This window comes from Vreelandella populi (genome assembly GCF_003989825.1).
Lineage (GTDB): Bacteria > Pseudomonadota > Gammaproteobacteria > Pseudomonadales > Halomonadaceae > Vreelandella > Vreelandella populi.
In genome coordinates this window covers 137,719-161,798 of sequence record NZ_RZHE01000004.1, presented here as the reverse complement: position 1 = coordinate 161,798, position 24,080 = coordinate 137,719, and the positions used below count along the sequence as shown (strand labels likewise).

At 54.1% G+C, this 24,080-nt stretch carries 23 protein-coding genes; 9 read left to right on the top strand and 14 right to left on the bottom strand.

Translation table 11 applies throughout. The features are described 5' to 3' along the window. Nucleotides 1–250: 250 nt before the first annotated feature. Nucleotides 251–1,627 carry a cytochrome P450 gene (locus tag ELY25_RS03835; protein WP_126949967.1) on the top strand — a complete coding sequence of 459 codons (1,377 nt, stop codon included), beginning with the start codon at nt 251–253 and terminating at the stop codon, nt 1,625–1,627. Nucleotides 1,628–1,812: 185 nt separating this feature from the next. Beyond that, on the top strand, nt 1,813–3,264 hold the full coding sequence (locus ELY25_RS03830) for a cobyric acid synthase (RefSeq protein WP_126949966.1): 1,452 nt from the start codon (nt 1,813–1,815) through the stop codon (nt 3,262–3,264). Here ELY25_RS03830 and ELY25_RS03825 read toward each other — a convergent pair. After that, on the bottom strand, nt 3,261–3,653 hold the full coding sequence (locus tag ELY25_RS03825; RefSeq protein ID WP_126949965.1) for a RidA family protein: 393 nt from the start codon (nt 3,651–3,653) through the stop codon (nt 3,261–3,263). The genes ELY25_RS03830 and ELY25_RS03825 overlap by 4 nt on opposite strands. Nucleotides 3,654–3,812: 159 nt before the next feature. On the opposite strand from ELY25_RS03825, the gene ELY25_RS03820 reads away from it, so the two are divergent. Next, nucleotides 3,813–4,382 carry a hypothetical protein gene (locus ELY25_RS03820; protein ID WP_126949964.1) on the top strand — a complete coding sequence of 190 codons (570 nt, stop codon included), beginning with the start codon at nt 3,813–3,815 and terminating at the stop codon, nt 4,380–4,382. Nucleotides 4,383–4,403: 21 nt separating this feature from the next. Here ELY25_RS03820 and ELY25_RS03815 read toward each other — a convergent pair whose 3' ends face one another. Further along, nucleotides 4,404–5,585, bottom strand: a complete 1,182-nt coding sequence (locus tag ELY25_RS03815; protein ID WP_126949963.1) for a vWA domain-containing protein — start codon at nt 5,583–5,585, stop codon at nt 4,404–4,406. A gap of 3 nt (nt 5,586–5,588) precedes the next feature. Beyond that, nucleotides 5,589–6,443 (bottom strand): AAA family ATPase, encoded by an 855-nt coding sequence (locus ELY25_RS03810; protein WP_126949962.1) that lies wholly within the window; start codon nt 6,441–6,443, stop codon nt 5,589–5,591. 577 nt (nt 6,444–7,020) lie between these two features. Here ELY25_RS03810 and ELY25_RS03805 point away from each other — a divergent pair. Together ELY25_RS03805 and ELY25_RS03800 are read left to right on the top strand one after the other, a co-directional pair. Then, a complete protein-coding gene (locus ELY25_RS03805) occupies nt 7,021–7,632 on the top strand; it encodes an OmpW/AlkL family protein (RefSeq protein WP_185856078.1) in 612 nt (203 codons plus the stop codon). A gap of 126 nt (nt 7,633–7,758) precedes the next feature. Next, on the top strand, nt 7,759–8,535 hold the full coding sequence (locus ELY25_RS03800) for a TatD family hydrolase (RefSeq protein ID WP_126949960.1): 777 nt from the start codon (nt 7,759–7,761) through the stop codon (nt 8,533–8,535). Nucleotides 8,536–8,586: 51 nt separating this feature from the next. Here ELY25_RS03800 and pepQ read toward each other — a convergent pair whose 3' ends face one another. The 7 genes from pepQ to ELY25_RS03765 form a co-directional block, all read right to left on the bottom strand. After that, the gene (gene pepQ / locus ELY25_RS03795; RefSeq protein ID WP_126949959.1) at nt 8,587–9,885 is read right to left on the bottom strand and encodes a Xaa-Pro dipeptidase; all 1,299 of its coding nucleotides are present in this window, start codon (nt 9,883–9,885) and stop codon (nt 8,587–8,589) included. A gap of 50 nt (nt 9,886–9,935) precedes the next feature. Further along, nucleotides 9,936–10,859 carry a LysR family transcriptional regulator gene (locus tag ELY25_RS03790; protein ID WP_126949958.1) on the bottom strand — a complete coding sequence of 308 codons (924 nt, stop codon included), beginning with the start codon at nt 10,857–10,859 and terminating at the stop codon, nt 9,936–9,938. A 49-nt stretch (nt 10,860–10,908) separates the two neighbouring features. Next, nucleotides 10,909–11,976: an ABC transporter ATP-binding protein gene (locus ELY25_RS03785; protein ID WP_126949957.1), complete on the bottom strand. Its 1,068-nt coding sequence runs from the start codon at nt 11,974–11,976 to the stop codon at nt 10,909–10,911. After that, entirely contained in the window at nt 11,973–12,989 is a 1,017-nt protein-coding gene (locus tag ELY25_RS03780; RefSeq protein ID WP_126949956.1) for an ABC transporter ATP-binding protein, read from the bottom strand. The genes ELY25_RS03785 and ELY25_RS03780 overlap by 4 nt, the downstream gene beginning before the upstream one ends. Nucleotides 12,990–12,996: 7 nt before the next feature. Further along, on the bottom strand, nt 12,997–13,938 hold the full coding sequence (locus ELY25_RS03775; protein ID WP_126949955.1) for an ABC transporter permease: 942 nt from the start codon (nt 13,936–13,938) through the stop codon (nt 12,997–12,999). Next, entirely contained in the window at nt 13,935–14,984 is a 1,050-nt protein-coding gene (locus ELY25_RS03770; RefSeq protein WP_126949954.1) for an ABC transporter permease, read from the bottom strand. The genes ELY25_RS03775 and ELY25_RS03770 overlap by 4 nt, the downstream gene beginning before the upstream one ends. Before the next feature lie 156 nt (nt 14,985–15,140). Next, a complete protein-coding gene (locus ELY25_RS03765) occupies nt 15,141–16,712 on the bottom strand; it encodes an ABC transporter substrate-binding protein (protein ID WP_126949953.1) in 1,572 nt (523 codons plus the stop codon). Nucleotides 16,713–17,153: 441 nt separating this feature from the next. Between ELY25_RS03765 and ELY25_RS03760 the strand changes: the two genes are divergently transcribed. Further along, the gene (locus ELY25_RS03760; protein WP_236995637.1) at nt 17,154–17,489 is read left to right on the top strand and encodes a hypothetical protein; all 336 of its coding nucleotides are present in this window, start codon (nt 17,154–17,156) and stop codon (nt 17,487–17,489) included. On the opposite strand, the gene ELY25_RS03755 is transcribed toward ELY25_RS03760, so the two are convergent. Further along, on the bottom strand, nt 17,486–17,875 hold the full coding sequence (locus ELY25_RS03755; RefSeq protein WP_126949952.1) for a glutaredoxin family protein: 390 nt from the start codon (nt 17,873–17,875) through the stop codon (nt 17,486–17,488). The two genes, ELY25_RS03760 and ELY25_RS03755, sit on opposite strands and share 4 nt — an antisense overlap. A 251-nt stretch (nt 17,876–18,126) precedes the next feature. Between ELY25_RS03755 and mpl the strand changes: the two genes are divergently transcribed. From mpl to ELY25_RS03740, 3 genes are read left to right on the top strand one after another with little or no spacing between them, the layout of a single operon-like run. Beyond that, nucleotides 18,127–19,512, top strand: a complete 1,386-nt coding sequence (gene mpl, locus ELY25_RS03750; RefSeq protein WP_126949951.1) for a UDP-N-acetylmuramate:L-alanyl-gamma-D-glutamyl-meso-diaminopimelate ligase — start codon at nt 18,127–18,129, stop codon at nt 19,510–19,512. Beyond that, complete coding sequence (locus ELY25_RS03745) at nt 19,509–20,165, top strand: flavin prenyltransferase UbiX (RefSeq protein ID WP_126949950.1); 657 nt, start codon at nt 19,509–19,511, stop codon at nt 20,163–20,165. The genes mpl and ELY25_RS03745 overlap by 4 nt, the downstream gene beginning before the upstream one ends. Next, the gene (locus ELY25_RS03740; protein WP_126949949.1) at nt 20,162–20,782 is read left to right on the top strand and encodes a LysE family translocator; all 621 of its coding nucleotides are present in this window, start codon (nt 20,162–20,164) and stop codon (nt 20,780–20,782) included. The genes ELY25_RS03745 and ELY25_RS03740 overlap by 4 nt, the downstream gene beginning before the upstream one ends. Before the next feature lie 5 nt (nt 20,783–20,787). Here the strand turns inward: ELY25_RS03740 and ELY25_RS03735 are convergent, their stop codons facing one another. Genes ELY25_RS03735 through ELY25_RS03725 form a run of 3 tightly spaced genes read right to left on the bottom strand, consistent with a single transcriptional unit; the run spans nt 20,788 to nt 23,987 of the window. Further along, nucleotides 20,788–22,185 carry a bifunctional DedA family/phosphatase PAP2 family protein gene (locus ELY25_RS03735; RefSeq protein WP_126949948.1) on the bottom strand — a complete coding sequence of 466 codons (1,398 nt, stop codon included), beginning with the start codon at nt 22,183–22,185 and terminating at the stop codon, nt 20,788–20,790. Between the two features lie 27 nt (nt 22,186–22,212). Then, nucleotides 22,213–23,142 carry a diguanylate cyclase domain-containing protein gene (locus ELY25_RS03730; protein ID WP_126949947.1) on the bottom strand — a complete coding sequence of 310 codons (930 nt, stop codon included), beginning with the start codon at nt 23,140–23,142 and terminating at the stop codon, nt 22,213–22,215. Further along, nucleotides 23,139–23,987, bottom strand: coding sequence for a hypothetical protein (locus tag ELY25_RS03725; protein WP_126949946.1), 849 nt, complete (start codon nt 23,985–23,987; stop codon nt 23,139–23,141). The genes ELY25_RS03730 and ELY25_RS03725 overlap by 4 nt, the downstream gene beginning before the upstream one ends. Between the last annotated feature and the right edge of the window lie 93 nt (nt 23,988–24,080).

Sequence of the window (24,080 nt, the reverse complement as noted above, 5' to 3'; positions counted from 1 at the left end):
TATTCAGCTTGGCAAAGCAGACTAGGACTCTGGAACACCTTTATTCTAGCTCAAGTCGATAGATCAACTAACCTCTTATAATCGAGTGGTTACTTAAAAAAATAATTTTACTAGTTCCCCTCACTCTTACTAGTTAGTCAGCGTATCTTAATAATTATTGGAATTTTATAGTTTAAAAGTTTTAAGCTTGTACAGTATTAAGTGCCATCTAGAATTAACTCTCAAAGAAGTTGTTGCAAGGAGAGCGCCAATGGTAAAGGAAACCGTCACCGATTCACTACCTACCGCATCGTTTAGCGAAACGCTATCGTTCTTATTGAAGGTAATGGCCCCCAATATTGCTAAAGGGGTAATCATCCGCCGCCCAGGCGTCATGCACATGGCTGAGCATTGGGCGTTGGACAAGCGCTCCGTTAAACAAGTGCAAGCGTTTAACAATAAATATGGCAAAGGCCCGTTACTTTTTAAAACGCCTTTCAAGCCCATGGCGTTGGTGTTGGACCCAGAAGACGCTAATCGTGTGATGGAGGAGACGCCTGAACCCTTCGCGACGGCGGAGTCAGCAAAAAAGAGCGCACTGTCTCATTTTGAACCGGATATGGCGTTGATCTCTCATGGTAAAGCCCGCGAAGAAAGGCGGCGTTTAAACGAGGAGGTCTTACAAAGTGGCTGCCCCATGCACAGTTTTTCTGCGCATTTTTCCCAGGTAGCTGAGCAGGAAGTACAAGCACTGCTAGAGACCGTTCATCAGCATAATAATAAGCTGGACTGGTCACTATTTATTAATGCCTGGAATCGTATAGTCCGCCGCGTAGTACTGGGAGATGCTGCCCGGGATGATGACCCACTCACTCAAGAGCTTGTTCAACTGCGCAAGGCGGCTAACTGGGGCTTTATGCGCCCTAAGCGCAAGCGTTTACGGAGAAAATTCCACGACCGTTTAGCGCACTATGTCGATCAGGCTGAGCCCAATAGCTTGGCGGCGAAACTATCAGACTACGCGACTCAAAGCCAGGCGAAGCCGTTGGACCAGATGCCCCAGTGGCTGTTTGCTTTTGAGCCTGCCGGCATGGCAACGTTTCGAGCGCTGGCGTTACTCTGTGCCCACCCGAAGCAGGCGGAACTGGCCCAGGCAGAGGCTGATCAAAAGCCTCATCCCCAATCCGATAACCCCTTCTTAAAAGCCTGTGTGCTGGAAGCCTTACGGCTCTGGCCAACAACGCCTCTTATTCTGCGCGAAACAACCGAGCGGACATGTTGGTCGCAGGGCGAAATGCCAACGAACACCACGTTGCTTATTCATGCGCCTTATTTCCATCGGGACGATCGCCAGCTGGATATGGCTAACCGCTTTGCGCCAGAAATATGGCTAGACCCTGAGCAGCTTAAACACTGGCCACTATTACCCTTTAGCGGAGGGCCCGGTATTTGCCCCGGAAGGCATATCGTTCTATTGGTGACCAGTGCCGTGCTGGCAGCCATGATGAGAAATCATCAGTTCCGTTTAGACCCATCGGACCGGCTGACAGCAGATGAACCAATGCCTGCGCTTTTGAGCAATTTCCATCTCTGCTTTCGTGTTAAACAAGCTGATTCTTCATCAAACCAGGAAAGCGCCGCGTTATAGAAATGTTTTTTTAATCGTTAATCACGATGAAGCCCGCTATAGGCAGCGCCCAGGGTTGCTGGCCGCTGCCTGGGGTTCTATGGCTTAGCCTTTTCTGTGTCGTTAGTCAGGCGCATTGCATCCTTGCATGACGCTCGCTAAAGTTTCGCCCTCTTTTGAGTTTATGAATGCATGGAGCAGGGCGCATGGCCACCTTAATGATTCAAGGCACTACCTCAGATGCAGGGAAAAGCACGGTAGTCGCTGGGCTATGCCGTGTTTTGAAACGTCGTGGCATATCCGTTGCTCCCTTTAAACCCCAAAACATGGCGCTAAACAGTGCCGTGACTGAAGATGGGGGAGAAATTGGCCGCTCTACCACCTTGCAGGCTCAAGCGGCAGGCGTTGCCCCCCATAGCGATATGAATCCTGTGTTGCTCAAGCCGGAAAGTGATCGGGGCGCGCAGGTTATTCTGCGTGGCAAGGTTTACGGTCACATGGATGCGCTGGATTACCATGCCTTCAAGCAAACCGCCAAAGAGAGCGTGATGGCTGCCTGGCAGGCGCTTGAAAAGCGCTTTGACGTGATTATTGCCGAAGGTGCTGGCAGCCCCGCCGAAATCAACCTGCGCAAGGGCGATATTGCCAATATGGGCTTTGCCGAGGCGGCTGATTGTCCTGTGATTGTGGTTGGTGATATCGATCGTGGGGGCGTGTTTGCTCAGCTCGTAGGAACACTTGAACTACTCAGCCAAAGCGAGCAGGCACGCACTCAGGGCTTTATCGTGAACCGTTTTCGCGGCGATATCGGCCTGCTTAACCCAGGCCTTGAATGGCTTGTGTCGCGAACGGGTAAACGTGTCTTTGGTACTTTGCCCTATCTGCAAGGGTTACTGCTGGATGCTGAAGATAGCGTGGGCCTGACCCAGAAAACGACGCAAGCGGCGCCGTTAACCGTGGTGGTACCTGCGCTGCCGCGTATCAGTAACCATACTGATTTTGACCCGTTGCGCCTGCACCCACAGGTAGCGCTGCATATGATTGGCCCTGGCCAGCCCATTCCACCAGCCGATGTGATTATCCTGCCAGGCAGTAAAAGCACGGCCAGTGATTTGGGGTGGCTTAAACGGCAGGGCTGGGAGGAGGCCATCAAGCGGCATCTGCGCTATGGGGGAAAACTATTAGGTATTTGCGGTGGTTTTCAAATGCTGGGGCAGTGGGTGGAGGACCTTGAAGGCCTTGAAGGTCAGCCAGGGCGTGTAGCGGGGCTTGGCTTACTTCCGCTTATTACACGCATGGTAGCAGGCAAGCAGCTTCGCAATGTTGCGGGAAAGCTGCTTCCTGAAGGAGCTCGCGTGACTGGTTATGAGATTCATAACGGGGTTAGCGAAGGGGCTGCATTGGCGAATCCATTGTTCATAATTGAAGAATGCGATGAAGGCGCCATCAGTGATGATGGGCAAATAATGGGCACCTACCTGCACGGCTTATTTGACCATCCCGATGCCTGCCAGGCGCTATTGAAACGCTTGGGAATGATTGACGCCGTACAAGTAGATTACCTAGCTCACCGTGAGCAGGAGCTAGATCGTCTGGCTGATACGCTAGAGGCACATTTGGATATGGAGGCCATCATGACGCTGGTCGGTCACGCCTAATCGCGTTTCGCGCGCTTGGCCATCAGCGTAATTTCTATATTTCCGCCGCCACAAAGGTTTGAAGACTCGGTACAGGTGCGTGCAGGGTAGCGACCAGGCTTGAAAAATTCAGCGTAAATAGAATCCACTTTGTTGATATGGTTTAAATCGGTTAGGTGAATATCCACACGCACCACATCGCCCAAGCTGCCTTCTTCCTGCTTAAGCATACGCTCAAGCTCGCGCATGATGAGTCGCGTCTCTTCTTTGATATCGCCAAGCGCTGCATTGCCGTTGGAAAGGTCAGCCACGGTTAAACCGGAAATAAACACGTAGTGGTCGTCAATCACTAAGTGGCTTCCTGGAAAGCTGGGCTTAGGTAAGGTGGGATCGTTAATAAACTGGGGCATTGAGCCTCCTGGGTAGCCAAATGGGCACGCCACCTTGCGACTATACATACGCCAATGCGTTCACATTGATGAAATGTGGCTGGTGTGAAGCGGTGGTTTCCTCTAGGCTTGCGGGCGTTAACATGCTGACATTGATCGCAACCGTTTAAAGAGAGCGTAATGAAGGTAGTTCAGATTAAAGAAGCGGGGCAGCGAGATGCCTGTCTAGCGCGTCTATGCGCAGAGGTTTATGGTCAGAAAGCTGGCCTGACGCCGCTGGTAGTATTTACCGGTGCGCGCAATGTGCTGTTCAAACAAGAAGTAGCCCGCTTGCTGGCAGGTGTTGATAAAGCGGGTAAGCCACAGGCATTAGCGCTTTTGGTACTCGATGAAACAGGCGAGGGTATGACACTCACCCATGCCTGCGAGCTTGAGCCTAACGGTGCCAAACAGCGTCTGATAAGCGAGCTGACGTTAAAGGCGCCGCTCAGAGTCGAAGTCGATAGCGCCGAACTTGAAGCGTTTTATCAATCGTGTGGTATCAAACGCTGGTTCAATGGTGCTGACCACAAGCGAATTGGCTTGAGCGTACGCCATCCAGCCGGTAGCCAGGAAGAGCTGGCGGCAACAGTGACACTTGATGAAGCGCTGATCCTGCGCCGCTTCAAGCATGATGCCAAAGCCTTTGAAAGCGCCAAGCAGGATTTTCTGAACGGCCTGAATCAATTTCCAGCGTTTCTTAACGCATGACGCTCTCCGCCATGGGCGAGGCTACTTTCTAGCCAGTTCGCGCATGGCGGTTTCCAACCCATCAAGGGTCATCGGATACATACGCCCGCCAATAAGCTTCTGAATCAACTGGGTAGAGTAGGTGTATTCCCACGCGCGAGGCGGCATGGGGTTAAGCCATGCCAGATGGGGAAATGTCTCACAAAGACGTTTCAGCCATAGGCCGCCGGGCTCTTCATTGAAATGTTCAACACTACCGCCCCGGTGAGTGATCTCATAGGGTGACATGGCCGCATCACCTACGATGACGACCTGGTAATCAGCGCCGTAAGTGTGCAGCACATCCATGGTCGGGATGCGCTCGTTACCGCGTCTTGAATTATGTCGCCATACGCCTTCGTATAGGCAGTTGTGAAAGTAGTAGTGTTCAAGGTGCTTGAATTCAGAGCGGGCTGCTGAGAACAGCTCTTCACAAACGCGAATATGGTCATCCATGGAACCGCCTACATCCAGAAACAGCAATACCTTGACGGCGTTATGGCGTTCCGGGCGCATTTGCACATTTAAAAGGCCTGCATCCCGGGCGGTTTCGCGAATGGTGCTATCGACATCGAACTCTTGCAAAGCCCCTTGGCGAGCGAACTTGCGCAGCCTCCGTAGTGCCATTTTGATATTGCGCGTGCCAAGCTCAAGGGAATCATCGTAGTCGCGAAAGCGTCGCTCATCCCATACCTTGGTGGCGCGACGGTGACGTGAACCATCCTGACCGATTCGTATCCCTTCGGGGTTATAGCCATAGGCGCCAAACGGGCTGGTACCTCCCGTGCCAATCCATTTGTTTCCGCCTGCGTGGCGCTCCTTTTGCTCTTCCAGGCGCTTTTTAAATGTTTCAATCAGCTGTTCCAGCCCGCCCAGAGACTCAATCTTGGCTTTCTCTTCATCGGTAAGCTGCTTTTCAAACTCGCGACGCAGCCAGTCATTCGGGATTAGCGCATCAATGGCGGCGTCCATATCTTCGAGACCTGTAAACCAGGCGGAAAATGCACGGTCGAAGCGATCAAAATAGCGCTCGTCTTTCACCATGACTGTGCGTGCCACCTGATAGAACGCCTCCATATCGGCGAACACCACGCCGCGCTCTACCACGGCATGAAGGTCTAACAGTTCACGCAGTGAAACGGGCACTCCGGCACGTTTTAACGTTTCAAACAGGCCAATAAACATGCCTTAACGACCCGAGCCTTTCTGACGGCGTAGCATAAATGCCAGGCGCTCGAGCAGGTGAGTGTCCTGTTCGTTTTTAATTAGTGCACCTGCCATAGGTGGAAGTGCCTTGACGGGGTCGCGGTGGTAGAGCGCTTCCTGGGCAAGTTCGTCGGCCATCAGCAGTTTCAGCCAGTCGACCAATTCAGAAGTGGAGGGTTTTTTCTTGAGGCCGGGGGCGTCACGTAGCTCAAAGAATACCTCCAGCGCTTCGCTGACAAGCTTCGGGGCGATATCGGGGAAATGCACATCGACAATGGCTTGTAGAGTATCTCGGTCAGGGAAGTCGATGTAGTGGAAAAAACAGCGCCGCAGAAAAGCATCGGGCAGCTCTTTTTCGTTGTTGGATGTGATGACAATAATCGGACGAAGCTCCGCGCGGATGGTTTCGCCGGTTTCATAAACATGAAACTCCATGCGATCCAGCTCTTGGAGCAAGTCGTTGGGAAACTCGATATCGGCCTTATCGATCTCGTCGATCAGCAGTACCACTCGTTCACTGGCGGTAAAAGCTTCCCACAGTTTGCCGGGCTTGATGTAATTGGCAACGTTCTCTACCCCCTCAACGCCCAATTGGGAGTCGCGCAGACGGCTGACAGCGTCGTACTCATAAAGCCCTTGAGCCGCCTTGGTGCTGGATTTGATATGCCAGGTGATCAGTTGAGTACCAAGGGAGGCCGCCAGCTCTTCAGCCAGCAAGGTCTTACCCGTGCCAGGCTCGCCTTTTATTAATAGCGGGCGCTCCAGCATGACGGCTGCGTTTACCGCCTGTTTCAAAGCGTCAGTAGCAATGTATGAAGAGGTGGATTCAAACGCCATGGAAAGGCCCTCGGCTGGTTGAGTCAATTAGCAGATTCAAACAAGTGTACGTGAGGGTAAGCGACAGAGCCAACCCAGGCCAAGGTGTCGTGCCTAACGCTATATAACGTGTTGGCTCAGACTGGCAAACCAGGTGTGTACTTTAATGAAGCAAAATCTAAATTATATGAGCAGTACTGGTGCAACAGATGGAGATCGGCTGTAGGTCGTAAAGGTGAAAAGATTATTATATTTTATAAACTTATGTTTTTAATGCATTTTTAAAAATATGGCACGCAGTTCGCAATATATTAGGCAAGCAGCAAATGAATAGAGTTATCGGCAGTCATAGATGGCTTTCCCTTCTTTGCGATACCGCAGCGGAATTCTTCCGCACGGTACATAGAGTGAGCTGGCGTGCTCCACCTAGGCCTCCTTCGGGAGGTCTTTTTTTGTGCTTAATAAACATTCAATTTGTATCAACCTATGACAAAAACTCCACAACGAATTTGGAAACACTGTTCGAGTAGTATATATTGTATAGGTAAGCCGGTTGTCCGGCGCTAGCCCCAGCTAAAACGCAACGAGGATAAACCAAATGCGCAACGTAAAATTGATTTCAGCCGCTGTGATTACTGCTGGTTTTGCTCTGGCAAGTCAGGCAGCAGTTGCCTATAACAACGCGGGCGATGTATTTGTTCGTGGCGGCTACGCAAAGACTGATACTGGTTCAGGTAACGGTAATGTGCTCGGCGACTCTCTCAACGTGCAGAGCGAAAGCGGTTTCACATTCGGTGCCGGCTACCTATTTACCGATAAAGTAGGCGTTGAGCTGAACAGCTCCGAGAAATTTGAGCACGAATTGAATACGGATGTTGCGGGCGGTATTGGCAGCATTGACCGTATGCCGGTCAACCTTTTGGTGAACTACTACCCGCTGGGCGGCATGGATTCACGCGTTCAGCCATATGTTGGTGCGGGCGTAAATTACACGCGTTTCTCCGGCGAGCCGAGCGATGTAAGCGTTAAATCAAGCTACGGTGCCATTGGTCAGGTCGGCCTTGATCTGGCGATTACTAATAACGTATCGCTGAACGGCTATGCAAGCTACGCAGACGTAAGCTCTGATATCCGTACCGGTGGCGAAACTGTTGGTAAAGTCGACATGGATCCGGTAACGGTTGGCGGCGGCGTAACGCTGCGCTTCTAACGCTCTCTGATTGACGTTAGTCACCTCGAAACGCTCGGCAAACGCCGGGCGTTTTTGTGTATGCTCGATTTACCCAATTATTAAGCTATCTCGAACGGTAATCTCTAACGGTAAAGGAGTAGCCACATGACCACATCCTTCGTTGATACCCATTGCCACTTCGATTTTCCCCCCTTCGCGGGTAATGAAGCGCAGAGTCTTGCGTGGGCGAGCGAGGCCGGGGTCGAAAAAATCATCGCGGTGGGCGTAACGGCCGAGCGCTTCGACGGTGTGATGGCACTGGCCGAGCGTTTCGATCCAGTTTACGCCGCGCTCGGCATTCACCCGATGGCAATCGGCGAGTTCGAAGAGGCGCATCTCGACCGGCTCGAGGCGTGGCTTCGCCAAAGGCCCAGCAAGCTGGTAGCGATCGGGGAGGTCGGGCTGGATCTTTACATCGACGACCCGCAGTTCGAAAGGCAGGAGGCGCTGCTTCAAGCGCAGCTGCGTCTGGCGCGTGAGTTCGAGCTGCCGGTAATACTCCACTCCAGGCGCGCCCACGACAAGCTCTCGATGCATTTAAGACGAATCGAGCTGCCAAGAACCGGGGTGGTGCACGGTTTTGCCGGTAGCGAGCAGCAGGCACGGGCTTTCATCGAGGCTGGGTATTTTATCGGTGTGGGCGGCACGCTAACATACGAGCGGGCCACCAAGACCCGCCGAACGCTTTCGCGTCTGCCGCTTTCATCGCTTTTGCTCGAGACCGACTCGCCGGATATGCCGGTGCAGGGGTTTCAGGGCGAGCCCAATCGCCCTGAGCGTATTCGCCACGTCTGGAATAGCCTTTGTGAGATTCGCGAAGAGTCGCCGGAGGAGATCGCCGAGGCCATTCGCGACAATACCCGCCGGCTTTTCAGGCTCTGACCGGTCAAAGCCGTCAGCGCCAGAGGGACAACCCCTTCGAGCTTGGGAGGCTCAAGGCGTCAGGTTCTCGAAGCCGGATTCGGTGACCACCACGTTATCCTCGATACGAATCCCGCCACAGGGCAGTAACTGATCGACCAGCGTCCAGTTGATCGAAGGCGCCGTATCGCGAAGTGGTTCTAAAAGCATGGGAATGAAATAGAGTCCCGGTTCAATAGTTACCACCATGCCTGGGCGTAGCGTACGGGTTAATCGCAGGGCCGGATGGTCTTGCGGCGCCGGAGCAGGCGAGCCGTCAGGGTGGCGCAAACCGGCTACATCGTGAACCTGAAGCCCTAGTAAATGCCCCAAACCATGGGGGCAGAATGCTCGCGTAACCCCCTCTTTTACTGCCTGCTCTGGGCTGCCCCTGAAAAGATCATGCGCTACCAGAATCTCTCCCAAGTGTGCGTGCATTCGCTCATGCAGAGTAATAAAACCCACGCCTGGTGAAATGCTTTGAACCAGCTCATCTTTCAAGCCATGCAGTGCCGTAATCAGCTCTTCAAATGAAAATGGCGCATCAGGCCCTGCATGGGTGCGCGTAATATCCGCACAGTAACCTCTAAACCGCCGTCCGGCATCGACCAGTAGACTGTAGCGCTGCTTGGGCGGGCTTAAGTCATAGTGCTGATAATGCAATACGCCAGCGTGCTCATTGAGTCCGATAATATTCTGGTACGGCACCAGTGATTCGCGCTGACGGCTGGCCGCCAGATAAGCAAGCTGGATATCCAGCTCGCCGGAGGCGCCGATAAAGGCGGCTTGGGCGGCCTGATGGCCAGCGATTGCCAAACGGTTTGCCTCGCGCAAACAGGCTATCTCGTAGGGCGTTTTGAACACACGCAGCTCATCCAGGCTCTGGATAAGTGCCGTGGGGAAACGTTCAGCACCCAACGCTTGTTGTATATCGGCAGAAAGACTTTGCACATCCCCAATGATAGCCGCCTGGCCGCTAAGAGCGGGTGTCGGCTTGGTGGTGCATAACTGAACGTCTAGCGCGGATACCCAAGGCTCGTCAGGCAGCTTAGTGGTGAGATGCCAAAAATCATCGGGTGCATAAAGATGAAGTTGCGGGCGCTTGCCGGGCTGAATGACCAGCCAGCTGTGCTGTACTTCAGCCAGGCCCACCCAGTGCATGAAGTGCCCATACGCTTGAAACGAGGCGGCATGGTCGTCAGCAAAATGCATGGCGGCGTGACCGCTATAGATGCCCAGGCTGTCGAAACCATGTTCTGCCAGCACCTTTTCGTATTCGCGCTGCAGGTGGGCAATATGGTCTAACTGTTGATTAAATAAGGTCGCTGACATGCAGACGTATCCTGTTAACTGTTTTATTAACTGTCTTTTTAACGATGTGTCTAGCTACGTGAGTAACTCAGTGAAGAGGGAAGTGCGTTCCAAAGCTCGTCAAGTTCGGCATGATGCTGCTTCTGATGGCGATACAGGCGCAGCTCCATGGGTACATCCCAACGGTTGTCCCCGGCTCTTACCAGCTTGCCTTCGGCAAGTTCAGCGGCAACGTTGCGCTCAGGTAGCCAGCTCATGCCATAGCCAAGTAGAAGTAGTTCCTTAATGCCAGCAGCATACAGATTTTCGCTTTGAGCGATCAGGTGCGTGCTTTGGGGCAGCCGGGCCAAATGAGCCTTTATCGCCGAACCGAGCAGACCCCGTTTGGGGTAAGCAAGCCAGGGCGAAGGCTGCTGACGCGTCCCGGGCAGCGCCGTGCAGGGTTCCCCCTCAGGGGTAACCGCGGTCACGGGGATTAGCCGCTCATGGCCAATAACCCGGTAGCTGCAGGCGCTGGTATCGATATCCAGATCGCAGCGCCCAACAGGCCAGTAGCAAATCGCCAGATCACACTCGGAGAGTGCCAGCGCCTGGAAATAGTCGTGGGCTACCCAGCCGGTGGCTCGCAGATAGGGCTGGACCTGATGTTGCCAGCCGGTAGATGACAGCCATTCGGGCAAGAAATGGGCCAGCAAGCTCTGCGGGGCGGCCACCATGATGCGCCGCTGTTGACCGGCATTGATTTCACGCAAACGCTCCCGCGTTAAGCGTACTCGGTCAGTGACCTGCTCGCACAGGGTAAGAAACTCTTCACCGGCCGGGGTCAGGGAAAGCGGCAGGGTCTGACGGTTGATCAACGTGACCCCCATTTCCTCTTCCAGAAGCTTGATCCGCCGAGAGAAGGTGGGCTGAGTAACGTGCTGATCATCCGCTGCGCGTGAAAAGTGCCGTGTTCTGGCCAGGGCAATAAAGTCTTCTAGCCAGCGAATTTCCATGCCTTACCTCGCAGTAATGGGGCTTGCTTCGCTAGTAAAGCGCCGCGATTCATAAGCGGCCTTCTTCCACAGCGTGGCACGCAACACGAGTGCCGTCATTTTGCATCTGCAAAAGCGGGATCTCCTGGCGGCAGCGCGCGTTGGCATACGGACAGCGGCCGTGGAACACGCAGCCACTGGGCAGGTTAACCGGTGTCGGCACTTCGCCTTCCAGGCGGATATGCTGAGGGCGGTCATCCTCCAGGCGGGGAATGGAGGAGAGCAACGCCTGGGTATAAGGGTGGCGCGGCTTGGCGAAAAGCGTGGCTGTTGTGGCTATTTCACATACGGTGCCCAGGTACATGACGGCTACCCGCGTGCCAAAATGCTCTACCACGGCCAGATCGTGGGTAATAAACAGATAGGTGAGATTACGTTCGTGCTGCGCCTCCATCAGGAGATTGAGCACCTGAGCCTGAATCGACACGTCCAGTGCTGAAATGGGTTCATCAGCAACAATGAATTCGGGGTCGACGGCCAGGGCGCGCGCGATAGCAATACGCTGGCGCTGCCCACCAGAAAATTCGTGGCCAAAGCGTTTACCCCAGTCCGGGTCGATACCTACCGAGCGCATCACCTCTTCGACCTTGTCGGCGATCTGCTGGCGGTTCCACTTGGGGTGGTGCAGGCGCAGCGGCTCTTCCAGGGTTTGCTGAATGGTCATGCGCGGGTTCAGCGATGCGTACGGGTTCTGGAAGATCATCTGCATGCGCTTGCGATAGGGCAGCAATTGGCGCGAGCTCAAATGATCAATCCGCTGGCCGTCGTAGTGGATCTCGCCCTCAGAAGGGCTCAAAAGCCCCATGACCGTGCGCGCCACGGTGGACTTTCCGCAACCGGATTCGCCTACTACGCACAGCGCTTCGCCGCGGCTAATATCTAGGTTCACGCCGTTGATAGCATGCACGTGTTCCTGATGGCGCACCAGCTTGCCGCCCTTGAAGCGCAGCTGCTCGAGGAAGTCGCCGGAGAGCGAGAAGCGCTTTTTCAGATCGCGAATCTGCAGCAGCGGAGTGGCGGTTTCGATGTTTTCAGCGGGAATATGATTCTCAGCCGCCGCACTTGCCTGAGTAGTCATTGGCTCTCCTCCTTCAAGCGACGATCTTCCAGCAGCTCGGCCACCATGTGACAGGCCGCCAGACAGTTACCGGTCTGGACAAAACCGGGCACCTGCTCGACACAGGCGGGGCGTGTCTGCCCATCCGCGCGCTTGATAAAGTCGCAGCGTGGATGAAAGGCGCAGCCGCTGGGCAGGTTGGAAAGTGAGGGCATGCTGCCGCGAATCTGGTTGAGCTTTTCACCCGGTGTCGCCATCTGGGGCAGGGCGTTGATCAGCCCCTGGGTGTAGGGGTGTTGCGGGTCGTTGATGATTTCCCGCGTGGGGCCCTGCTCAATGACCCGGCCGGCGTACATGACCAGCATGCGCTGGGTGACCTGGCTCACCACACCGAGATCGTGAGTGATCAGAATCAGGCCGACATTGTGCTGTTCGCAAAGATCCAGCAGCAGGGCCATGATCTCCGCCTGGATGGTGACATCCAGTGCGGTGGTCGGCTCGTCGGCGATGATGATGTCCGGGTCGAGCAGCAGGGCGATAGCAATGATGATTCGCTGGCGCATCCCGCCGGATAGCTCATGAGGGTACTGGTCCAGGCGCTTTTCCGGTGAGGGAATCTGCACCTGACGCAGTTTATCCAACGCAATGGCGCGCGCGTCCCGCGAGGAGATGCGTCGGTGTGCCTTCAGACATTCGACCATCTGCTCGCCGATAGATAACACCGGGTTCAGGGTCATCATCGGGTCTTGAAAGATCATCGAGATGCGGTTGCCGCGAATTTTTCGCAGGCCGCGTTCTGACATGGTGTTCAGCGTTTGCCCTTCGAAACGAATACTGCCACCGGCAATGAACCCCGGTTTGGAAATCAGGTTCAAAAGCGAAAAGGCGGCGACCGATTTACCCGCGCCGGACTCACCCACGATACCCAAACGCTCACCACGCTCAAGCGTAAAGCTCACATCGCGTATTGCCTTGACCTCGCCTTGGCGTAAGGCAAAGCGTACATCTAACTGGGAAACTTCAAGTAATGCCATGGTGTCCTCAGCCTTTATAGAGTCGTGGGTTCATGACATCGCGTAGCCAGTCGCCCAGGAGATTGATAGACAGCACCAGCACCACCAGTACCGCACCGGGGATCAGCGTGATCCACCAAGAGCCTGACTGAATGTAGTCAAACCCTGCCTTGATTAATGAGCCAAGCGATGGATGGGTTTCGGGCATGCCGAGACCTAAAAATGACAGCGCCGCTTCAGAGATAATCGCGTTGGCAATCTGTACGGTGGAAATAACGAAAATCGGCGACAAGGTGTTGGGCAGTACATGTCGGAACATGATCCGCTTGCTGCGTAGCCCCATGACGCGGGCAGCATCTACATACTCTTTGCCCTTTTCCGCCAATACCGAGGCACGTACCGTGCGGGCGTACTGGGGCCACTCGGCCAAGCCGATAATCAGCACCAACATCAAGACGGCGTACTGGCTATAAAAAGCCCCTCCTAGGGTTGCTTTAACCACAGCGCCTACCACAATCGCCACCATCAACGTCGAGAACGACAGCTGGATGTCGGCAAGGCGCATCAGGAAGGCATCCACGCGACCACCCAGATAGCCTGCCATCAGACCAAAGGTTACGCCTAGCAGGGCCTGGAGGATAACCGCGCCAAAGCCGATCAGCAGCGACACGCGGGTGCCGTAAAGAATGATCGACCAGAGATCGCGGCCCTGGGCGTCGGTACCTAGTGAATACTGCTCGTCGGCGCCATCGATCCAGAAAGGCGGCAGTTCTGAGGCCATGATATCGATCTGGCGAAGATCATACGGGTCGGTCGGGGCAAGCAAAGGCGCCGAGAAGGCGGCCACGACCAGGCAGAGAAAAACGGCCAGGCAGAGTTGCGCGGTGCGGTCGCGCTTGAAGCTGTACCACACAAAAGAGTCGCGAAAGCGATCCAGGCGGCTGGGTGCCTTATTCGTTGTCATCGTCATGCGGGCTTACCAGTCAGTTTTACAGTGGGGTTCACAAAGCCGTAGATCAGATCCACGATGGTGTTGGTCACCACGAAAATGACGCCGACAATCATTAGATAGGCCACGATCAGCGGGATATCGGCACGGTTGATCGCATCCAGGAACATCAGGCCCATGCCCGGCCACTGGAATACGGTCTCGGTTAAAATGGTGTAAGCCACCATGGTACCGATCTGTACGCCGCCCACAGTAATGACCGGCAGCATGGTGTTCTTCAGCGCATGCACGAAGTAGACGCGGCGCATGGAAATACCCTTGGCGCGGGCGTACTTGACGTACTCTGACTGCAATACTTCCATCATTTCGGCGCGAATCAGGCGGATAAATAGCGGCAGCATGATGGAGGCCAGTGAAATGGCCGGCAATACCAGATGCTGAAGTCCGTTCCAGGTCGCAAGGTTGGTATCCCAGTGGCCGACGACATGCACCAGGTCATAGCCGCGCCCAAACGAGGGCATATTGCCCTGGGTGGAGAAAAAGCCGTTCAGCCAGGCACCCCAGCCAGTGCTCTCAGGGAAGATGGACACGGTGATGCCGATGGAAAATATTTGAATGAGCACGATGGCGGTCAAAAATACCGGAATGGAAATACCGATAATCGATGCGCCCATAAAAAATCGCGAGATAATGGAGCGGGGCTTGATCGCGCTATATACCCCGATAGGCACCGAGAGCAGCACAATGATCAGCGTGGCGGCAAACACCAGCTCAAGGGTTGCCGGTAAATGACGAGCAATCACACCGAGCGCGGGTTCACGATAAAAGTACGAGTACCCGAAATCCCCCTGTACTGCGTTTTTGGCAAAGCGTACATACTGAACCATGAAGGGGTCGTTCAGGCCTAGACGTTCGCGAAGGGCATCGCGTTCGCTCTCAGGGACCGATTGGCCCACCATCTGCTGTATCGGGTCACCCAGGTTGTCCTGAATGGCGAAGGCCAGCACGCTGATGACGAACATCACCAATACCGCGTGCATCAGCCGCTTGATTAAAAAGGCAATCATGGCGTACGCCACCTATGTAATAGTGTTTAACAAAGGGTCTATCGGTAAGTTTTTTAAACGCGTTACCGCTGTTTTGGACATAACAAGGGCTTCGCCCTCCAGTTGCCTGGAGAGCGAAGCATCCTTGCATTAAAGCTTACGAGACGTTCAATAGACTTAGCGGCTGATCACTAGATCACCCAGGTAAGGGAAGTCGATCGCGTTGACCACCGGCTCAATGTCAACGCCGTTAGCCGCGGCGTAGGCCAGATTTTGCCAGTGCAGCATGACAAAACCGACATCTTCATACAGCATGGCTTCGGCTTCACGCAGCATTTCATTACGGCGCTCAAGATCGGTGACGCTATCGGCTTCGGTTACCAACGCATCGATCTCTTCATTGCAATAGTTGCCGTAGTTGTACTGGCCTGCACCGGTCTCATCATCAATGCAGAAAGAGAGGTACTGGAAGAAGTTGGCGCTATCTTCGGTATCGGAGTGCCAGCCGAGCATGGCAATATCGGACTGACGCGTGTCGTACTCCGGCCAGTATTGCGCCAGCGGCATGGTGCGCAGATTAACTCTGATATTGATGCGCGACAGCATGTTGGCAACAGCCTGAGCAATCTGTGCATCGTTAACATAGCGGTTGTTGGGCGCGATCATGTCGACTGTAAAGCCATCTTCATAACCTGCTTCCGCCATCAGCTCCTGGGCGCGCTCAAGATCATAGCGCGGCACCAGATCCGGATTATGGCCTGAGTAGCCTTCCGGCGAGAACTGCCCCGCTGGAGTTGCGAAACCGCGCATCAGGCGGTCTGCAATGCCTTCCTGGTTGATGGCAAGATCAACGGCCTGACGAACGCGAACGTCCTGGAATGCTTCAACTTTTTCCTGGTTGAGCTGGAAGCCAATGATGCGGGTGCCGGGAACTTCAATCAGTTCCACGTCGCCAGACTCGCGTACGCGCTCCAAGTCGTTAGGCGGTACGGCATCAATGAAATCAACGCCGCCGGACAACAAGGCTGCCACGCGTGAAGCATTTTCAGAAATCGGGGTCAGCACGATGCTGGAAACATTACCTTCTGTTTCGGTATCCCAGTAATCTTCAAAGCGTTCAAAGTCAACGCGCACGCCCTGGCGGCGGTCAGTCAGGCGGAAGGGGCCAGTACCGGAAATATTACGCGAGGCGAACGAGTTACCAGCTTTAACGATTTCAGCCTTGTCATTGCCGTTATCCGTTTCGCCGGTATAGAACTGGCTATCCATCGGGAAGATGTAGGTCGCCAGGTTCAGCATCAGTGGGTACGGCTCGGTCGTGGTGATTTCTACCGTGTAGTCGTCGATGGCTTCGGCGCTGGCAATCGGCTCAAATATGGCTTTGTAATCGGGACTCTCTTGCAGACGCTCAATGGTCCACACGACGTCTTTGGCAGTGAACTCATTACCGGAATGGAAGGTGACACCTTCGCGCAGCGTCATGCGGATATGGGTATCGTCGGTCTGTTCCCACTCGGTAGCCAGGCGCGGTTCGAAATCGAAGTCTTTTGTCCAGCGAACCAGCGGGTCAAAGGCAAGGTGAGAAAAGCGCAGCATGCCGCCAGAAAGCTGCTCATGAATATCTAAGGTTTCCGGGTCGGCTGAGTAGCCGATACGCAGGGTTTCTGCGCTTGCCGTTAGCGGTAGCATTGCGCCACCCACCATGGTCGCCCCAATAATAGAAGCCAGTAACGTTTTCTTAAGCGTCATGATTGTTCCCATTTTTTTTGATGGTTTTATTGTTCGCCTTACCGCCTAAAGCTATATAGAGCCAGTAAAACAGACACGGTCAGCTTGTAAGCTATGCTACTAACATAGAGAGAGGGCAATACGTCGCACAATCGAAATAATGACAGGCTCTATTCATCTACTCAATGATCAAGCTATTAACGGCCGTCAATGATCAGTCTATTAGACGAAAGTTGTAGATAAAAAGTAAACGATCGTTTAGTTGCCGGTTCTCAAGGTACACAAAAGTAGAAGGTTATGATGAAAAAACAGGGATGGGCTGCGCTAATGATAGCCGGATTGCTTCCACTATCCGTTCACGCATCAAGTATAGAAGGAACGCTTGAAGGTGAGACATACGAATGGTTCGTCTTGAATGGAGGTCAGGACTCAAGCGCTGCCTATGTGGAAACAGGCGAGCAAATGGACATCACAATTATGGGCTTTATTGATCCGGATAGCCGGGACGCCCGAGAGGCGCTATCCATGCATTTAAGAATTGAAGATGGCGAACTTGTCGATGCCCAGGTAATTCAGCTAATCAGCAGCGCAGCCACCCCGCCTTTTTATACGTCAGAGGGTGGCAGCGTTGACGTCTCAATAAGCCATTTTGAACAGCAGGGGCGTCTGCTGCATATTGCAGGCCACATTCAGGGCTCAATGGCACTGCAAAACAGCATGGATGCTGTACAGGATCCGGATGAAGAAATCATGATCAATGTTCACTTTGATGTTGAAGCCTACCGGGCAGAGTTCTAGACCCCAAATCGCTGATGCAGCCAGCGGTTAATATCGTCTGACTCATAGAGCCACTCTTCATGGCCGTCTTCGTGGTTGATTTTCAGGCAGGGTACTTTCGGCTGACCGCCGCCTTCTATCAGCGCCTGCTTATGCGCGGGATCTTGCTGGGTATCCCGCAGTTCAATGTCTAGTCCAAGCCGGGCGATTTCTTTACGCACCTTGATGCAAAACGGGCAGGTTCTGAACTGGTAAAGGGCCAGGCGCTGGCAAGCCTCATCAACCCGTGCCTGTTCGGCCGGTGCGCGCTCCAGGGCACTTGGCGTGGTGAGTTTTTCCGAAATAATCATTACCGGTGCCAGCACCAAACGAACACCCCGGAAAAAATAGCGAATCAATACGCGCACGGTAAGCTCCTTCGCTGACCGATAGGCGCGGTCAACGCTTGTAAATAAGTGATTAGCCAATAAGAGATGCGCGCATCCTGCAACAATCACGAGCATTTGTCACTTTGATGGCACGCTTAAGGGCGGTTCTGCTCGCGTCATGATCAGTTTTGTGCGTTAAAACCAGCCCTTAGGGATGAGCAATCAGGCCGGTCGTGCTAGTCTTTCCTGCTATTTCAATGCAGTGTTGATTACGTTGTCAGGGGCGCACCATGCATCTCCATATTATCGGTATCTGTGGCACCTTTATGGGTAGCCTTGCGCTACTCGCGCGCGAACAGGGCCACCAGGTCAGCGGGTCGGATGCCAATGTCTATCCGCCAATGAGTACTCAGCTTGCTGAGGCGGGTATCACGCTGATGGAAGGCTACCGGGCAGAGCATCTGTGCGATTCTGTCGATTTGGTGATCGTGGGCAACGCACTGTCTCGGGGAAATGTAGAGGTAGAGGCGCTTCTCAATAGCGGTTTGCCTTATACCTCGGGCGCTCAGTGGCTTGCTGAGCATGTGCTTCCGGGGCGGCGAGTCATCGCGATCGCCGGCACCCACGGTAAAACCACCACTGCTAGCCTGCTGGCCTGGCTGCTGGAGAGTGCCGGTCAGGCGCCAGGCTTTCTGATTGGTGGCGTGCCGCGTAACTTTGGGGTTTCGGCGCGCCTGGGCGATCCGCAAGGACCGTTTGTCGTGGAAGCCGATGAGTACGATACGGCCTTTTTCGACAAGCGCTCCAAGTTCGTTCATTACCGCCCGGATATCGCTGTACTCAACAATCTTGAGTTTGATCACGCGGATATCTTTCCTGACCTGGCCGCCATCGAGCGTCAGTTTCATCATTTGGTTCGCACGGTGCCAAGCCAGGGACGCCTACTGGTAGCGGATGAACAGCCCGCGCTTGAGCGCGTGTTGGCCATGGGGGCCTGGACGCCGATTGAGCACTTTGGTGAGAAGCCTGAAAGTGCCTGGCAACTCTGTCTGGAGCGCCCCGATGCCAGCCGTTTCCAGGTTATCCACCGTGCAGACCACGGCGAAGAAGACAGCGTTGTCGAGTGGCCGTTGAGCGGCGCGCATAATGCGCGTAACGCATTGGCGGCGCTGGCCGCCGCCCACAAGTGTGGGGTGGATCTGGCGCGTGCCTGTGCTGCTTTGGCTCGCTTTGAAACGCCTAAAAGACGCCAGGAAGTGCGGGGAGAAGTTAATGGGGTGCAGGTCATTGATGACTTTGCCCATCACCCTACGGCCATTGCCGCGACGCTTGAAGGGCTGCGCGCTACCACGACCAAGGGTCGCCTGCTGGCGGTGATCGAGCCGCGCTCCAATACCATGCGTTTGGGCGCACTGCGCGACCGGTTGAACGAAAGCATCAATGATGCCGACCAGGTGTATTGGTATCAGCCCGCGGATATTGAGTGGTCGATGGAATCCCTGGTGGCCGAGCAGGGCACCAACGCGCACCTATATCGTAATATTGATGCGTTGGTGAGTGCGGTGGTCAGCCAGGCTGAGCCGTTGGACCGCATCGTAGTAATGTCCAATGGTGGCTTTGAAGGAGTGCATGAACGGTTGCTGCATGCCTTGACGGCCAAGGAGTTCGGAGCATGAATGACACCCCCTTCAAAAAACCTATTACCGTGGCCTTGACCGGCGCTTCCGGCGCGCAGTACGGGCTGCGCCTGATTGATGTATTGGTCGAGGCGGGTCATGAAGTATGGGTCATGATTTCCAAGGCAGCTCACATGGTGATTGCTACCGAAACCGATATCAACCTGCCGGCGCAACCGGAACGTCTGGCACAGGCGTTAAGCGAGCAAAGCGGCGCCGCGCCTGACCAGATACGCTGCTTTGGGCGCGAAGACTGGATGGCCCCGGTGGCCTCTGGTTCAGGCGCGCCCTCCGCCATGGTGGTTTGCCCATGTTCGACCGGAACGCTTTCAGCCGTGGCTTCTGGTGCAAGCAATAACCTGATCGAGCGCGCGGCAGATGTAGCAATCAAGGAACGGCGCACCCTTGTGCTGGTGCCCAGGGAGAGCCCGCTATCGCCCATTCATCTGGAACATATGCTGGCGTTAAGCCGCTTGGGCGTTGTGATTCTGCCCGCTGCCCCCGGTTTTTATCATCGCCCGCATTCTATTGATGATCTTATTGATTTTATCGTTGCGAGAATTCTTAATCAGTTGGGAATTCAGCATACTTTGATGCCGCGTTGGGGCGAGCCAGAAACAGGCGCAGAAAGTCCCGCTAAGGATAATTCATGACCTGGGCCACGCTCTCGATCTTCATACCCACCTTTTTATTTGTTTCGCTTACCCCTGGCATGTGCATGACGCTTGCTATGGTGCTGGGAATGACCCAGGGCGTTAAGCGCACACTTTGGATGATGGTGGGCGAGCTTATCGGCGTAGGCTTGGTGGCTGCAGCAGCTGGGGCGGGCGTTGCCGCGCTAATGCTAAGCCAGCCTGAACTCTTTACGGCTTTTAAATGGGTAGGCGGGGCTTACTTGATGTATCTGGGCATCATGATGTGGCGTTCTCGGGGGCGTATGGCCATTCCCAGTGAGCTTAACGCCGGGCCTGCGGCAGGGCGCCTGCAATTGGCCATGCAGGGTTTTGTCACGGCAGTTGCCAACCCCAAAGGCTGGGCGTTTTTTATGGTTTTGCTACCGCCTTTTCTAGACAGCAACCGCCCGCTTGGCAGCCAGCTGCTACTGCTGATTGCAGTTATCTTGATGATCGAGTTTGCCAGCATGCTGGTGTATGCCACAGGCGGTAAAACATTGCGTAAAACGCTGGGTAAAAGTGGCAATGTGCGGCTTTTAAACCGTATTGCTGGCTCCCTGATGATAGGCGTGGGCCTCTGGCTGGCGCTGGGCTAGCCGCTTCACACCGGCGGAAAAAACAAGACTCTGGCGCTAATCAATACAAGCGAGGCAAGCCCTAAAAGCTGCCATGGGCAGGGCCTTAGTGGCTTGCGTGGATAGCGTTGCCAGCTCAAGCGAACCAGTGCACATAGCACCAGACCAAGAAGTGCACCACCCACCAAATCGCTGAACCAGTGTACGCCGATTACCAGCCGGGAAAGGGCCATGGGAACGGCCAGTATAATAGCCGTCCAGTAAACCCATGCTCGCTGCTTGCGTGGAATCTCAGAGGCGATGAACGCTGCCAATAATCCAAGCACAACTACAGACGTTGAGGTATGAGCACTTGGGTAGGAGAGGGAGCCTGTCAGGTAATCAGGTGTATCAGGCCGCGCGCGGCCAAAATAAGCTTTTCCATAGGTATTCAGAAGCGCGATACCACCCACCGCTGCGCTCCAATGCGCTAAAGCATCGAACCGCTTGTGACTAACCATCCATACTGCCCAAGGCAATAAAAGCACCGCAATGCCTAGCTTGTCGCCTATCTTGGCGAACACAAGGCCCGCCGAAATGAAGATATCGTTCTCGATCCATATGAATAGACGCTGGACGTAGAGATCGATCATCAAAGGACCGTCGTGGTGAACGACGAGCAGTGTCCAGCCAGACAAGCTGGTCAAGGCCACAATAAACAGAAGCAGCGAAGCGATCGGCACTTCGCCCGATTGACTCATGGCAAGCCAGGGGCGGCGCATTGATGGCACTCGCCGGGCTAACCGGGCAATTGCCAGGTAGACACGTCCATGGCGACCCACCTGCGCGCGTCCCCAGGAAAACACGACCGCTAGTGTGACGACGATGGCTGCCATGATTATCAGGGCAGTCTTGATACCAGGCGGCAAGTCGAGATGATCCTGCCAAGTGCGCCCCAGAAGATAGCCTGGTAGTACATAGGCTGGTGCCCATAGCACGGCCGAGCCAACGTTGGCCCATAAAAAACTGCGAGGTGACATACGCATCATGCCCGCAACCAGAGGAATAACCGGCCGAACCGGCCCCACAAAACGGCCAATAAAAACGGAATATAGGCCGTAACGTTCAAAAAAACGTGCACCCCGACCCAGCCACTCAGGGTGAGCAGAAAGTGGCCAGCGCTGGGTAATCTGTTGTCGGTGGTGATAACCCAGTCTGAAACTGATGCCGTCACCCAGGATGGCCCCTATAAAAGCGGCCAGCATTACCCAGAGCAAATCGACAGATTGATGGCCCGCCAACGAGGCCGCAGCGGTAATCAGCACAACACCCGGCACCAGTAGCCCAACCAGGGCTAAGGATTCCGCCAGGGAAATCAGTAAAATCACCAGAAGTAACATTATAGGGGAGAGCGAGAGCTGATAGAGAGTATCGGCTAGAGACACAAAGAACTCCTAAATAACATTAAGTCATCACCCGTTTGCTAGTGCATTGGCACGGGCATTCAGGCGGTGCACATAGCGCTCAAAGCTCTCTTTACGAGGCAAACAAGCGGCAATCCTTGCTTCAAGCTGGCCAGTTTCAATCAATACACATTGGGAAAGCGAATAGTGTAGCCGTTCACGTACTAACAGCGCACCGCTCTCGCTGGTATCAGGCAATACCAGCCAAAAGGTAGCATCGCCGGCACGCCCCAGTACGTCATGATCACGACAGCGGGCGTTCACTTCGCTGCATAAGGTGTTAAGCAAGGCTATTTTTGCCCGGGCTCCAAACTGCTCTTCTGCCATATCAAGCTGTGGTAAATGAATTACTAGTACGGCTAGGCGCCTATTCAGCATGGCAGCCCGCTGATACTCATTATGCAAGCGCTCCTTTAAGGTATCGATATTGTAGGCATCGCAGTCGCTGTCATTGGGGTCTGTTACATGCAACAGGGCCTTATGGCGGGCATGTTCCCAGCGGGGTAAGGCTAATAGCAAAAGAAGCGTTATATAGCCAAACAAGAAAGAGATAGGCTGCGGTGGATGGGAAATAGCAAGCCATACCAATGGCCCGATCAGGCTGGCCAGCGCCAGTGCCGTCCAAAGAGGCAAGAGTAAAAAAACACTCGCCATGGGCAAGCCAAGCCACATAATTGACGCATATGGATAATTGAAAATCGCATTCAGGACGGCCAAACAAGTGCCCACCAATAGTAATACTTGAGCAATATATCCCTTGGTAGTTTGCCCTAGATGTAGCAGTAAGGCCGCGAGCAACAGCAGAGTCAGAAATGCCGGAATCGACAAGCTTTGGTAATTACCCATGCCATAAAGCCATAAGGCATAACCCATCATCAGTACTAAGCTGGCGCTATAAGCCAGTGTCATTAATCGCTTGGGAAAAAGGCGCCTGGTCATTTCGAACTCCGCGCTTGGGGAAGTTCGCCAAGTTGCTCCAGCGTAACAGTGGAGGGCTCTATATCAATTAGAGGGAGGTGGTGGCTGAAGGCGTTATCAGGAAAAGCTGCTTGTAACTGTTGGCGTCGAGTCTCCGCCTCCTGAGCCGAACGTGACAACATAAGGCTTGCCAGCGTTGTATTATTTAGGCGGTAAGCATTTTCAAAACTGTAGGTAAGCTCGCAGAGCTTTTTTGCTGTTGACCAGAGCTGGTGGCGCTTGACCTGCAAGATAAACAGTTCGGCATGGATAACCTCACGCTCTGAACGGGTTTGCTCGCGGGGTAAATCACGCAGTAGCTGCTCGCCCGCCCAAAGATTTACTCCTGGGATCAAGCGTGAGCGCTGACGAATAGCACCATTCATATCCACAAGCTGTCGTGCCCTGGAGAGTGCCAAAACGCCTAGTATGGCCAATAGAAGAAGCATTAACACCCACTCCGGAAAGTTTAATATTGGCGCTAAAAGTATCCAGCTGAGTGTGGCCGCACAGGCATTAAATATAAACACCCACTTCGCCTGGGGAAGCATGAAAACGGCGGCCCATGCCCATATCAGTAGGCTGTGTCTTTCTGGCGCGACAGCAATCATGCCAAGCAAAAGCACACCGGGCACTACTTGCCAGGGCAAGCCGTGGGAATGGCGATGGCTGAAATCCAGCAGTAACGCGGTAATGCAAAGCCAGCTGAGCGATAGCCACAGCATCAGTGCCGCAAGCGGAGGGGCTGATAATGACCAAACGGCGAGTACGCCAGAAGCAGCGAATAAATTGGCTTTCAGCAGGTGGATTTTGTATTTGCTTTGCATGGTGGCTTACTATTCACCCTTAATAACTTTATTTATCCGATCAGCACATGCGCTAGACGGATGACTGAGATTCGGAACTCAGGGTACTCATTA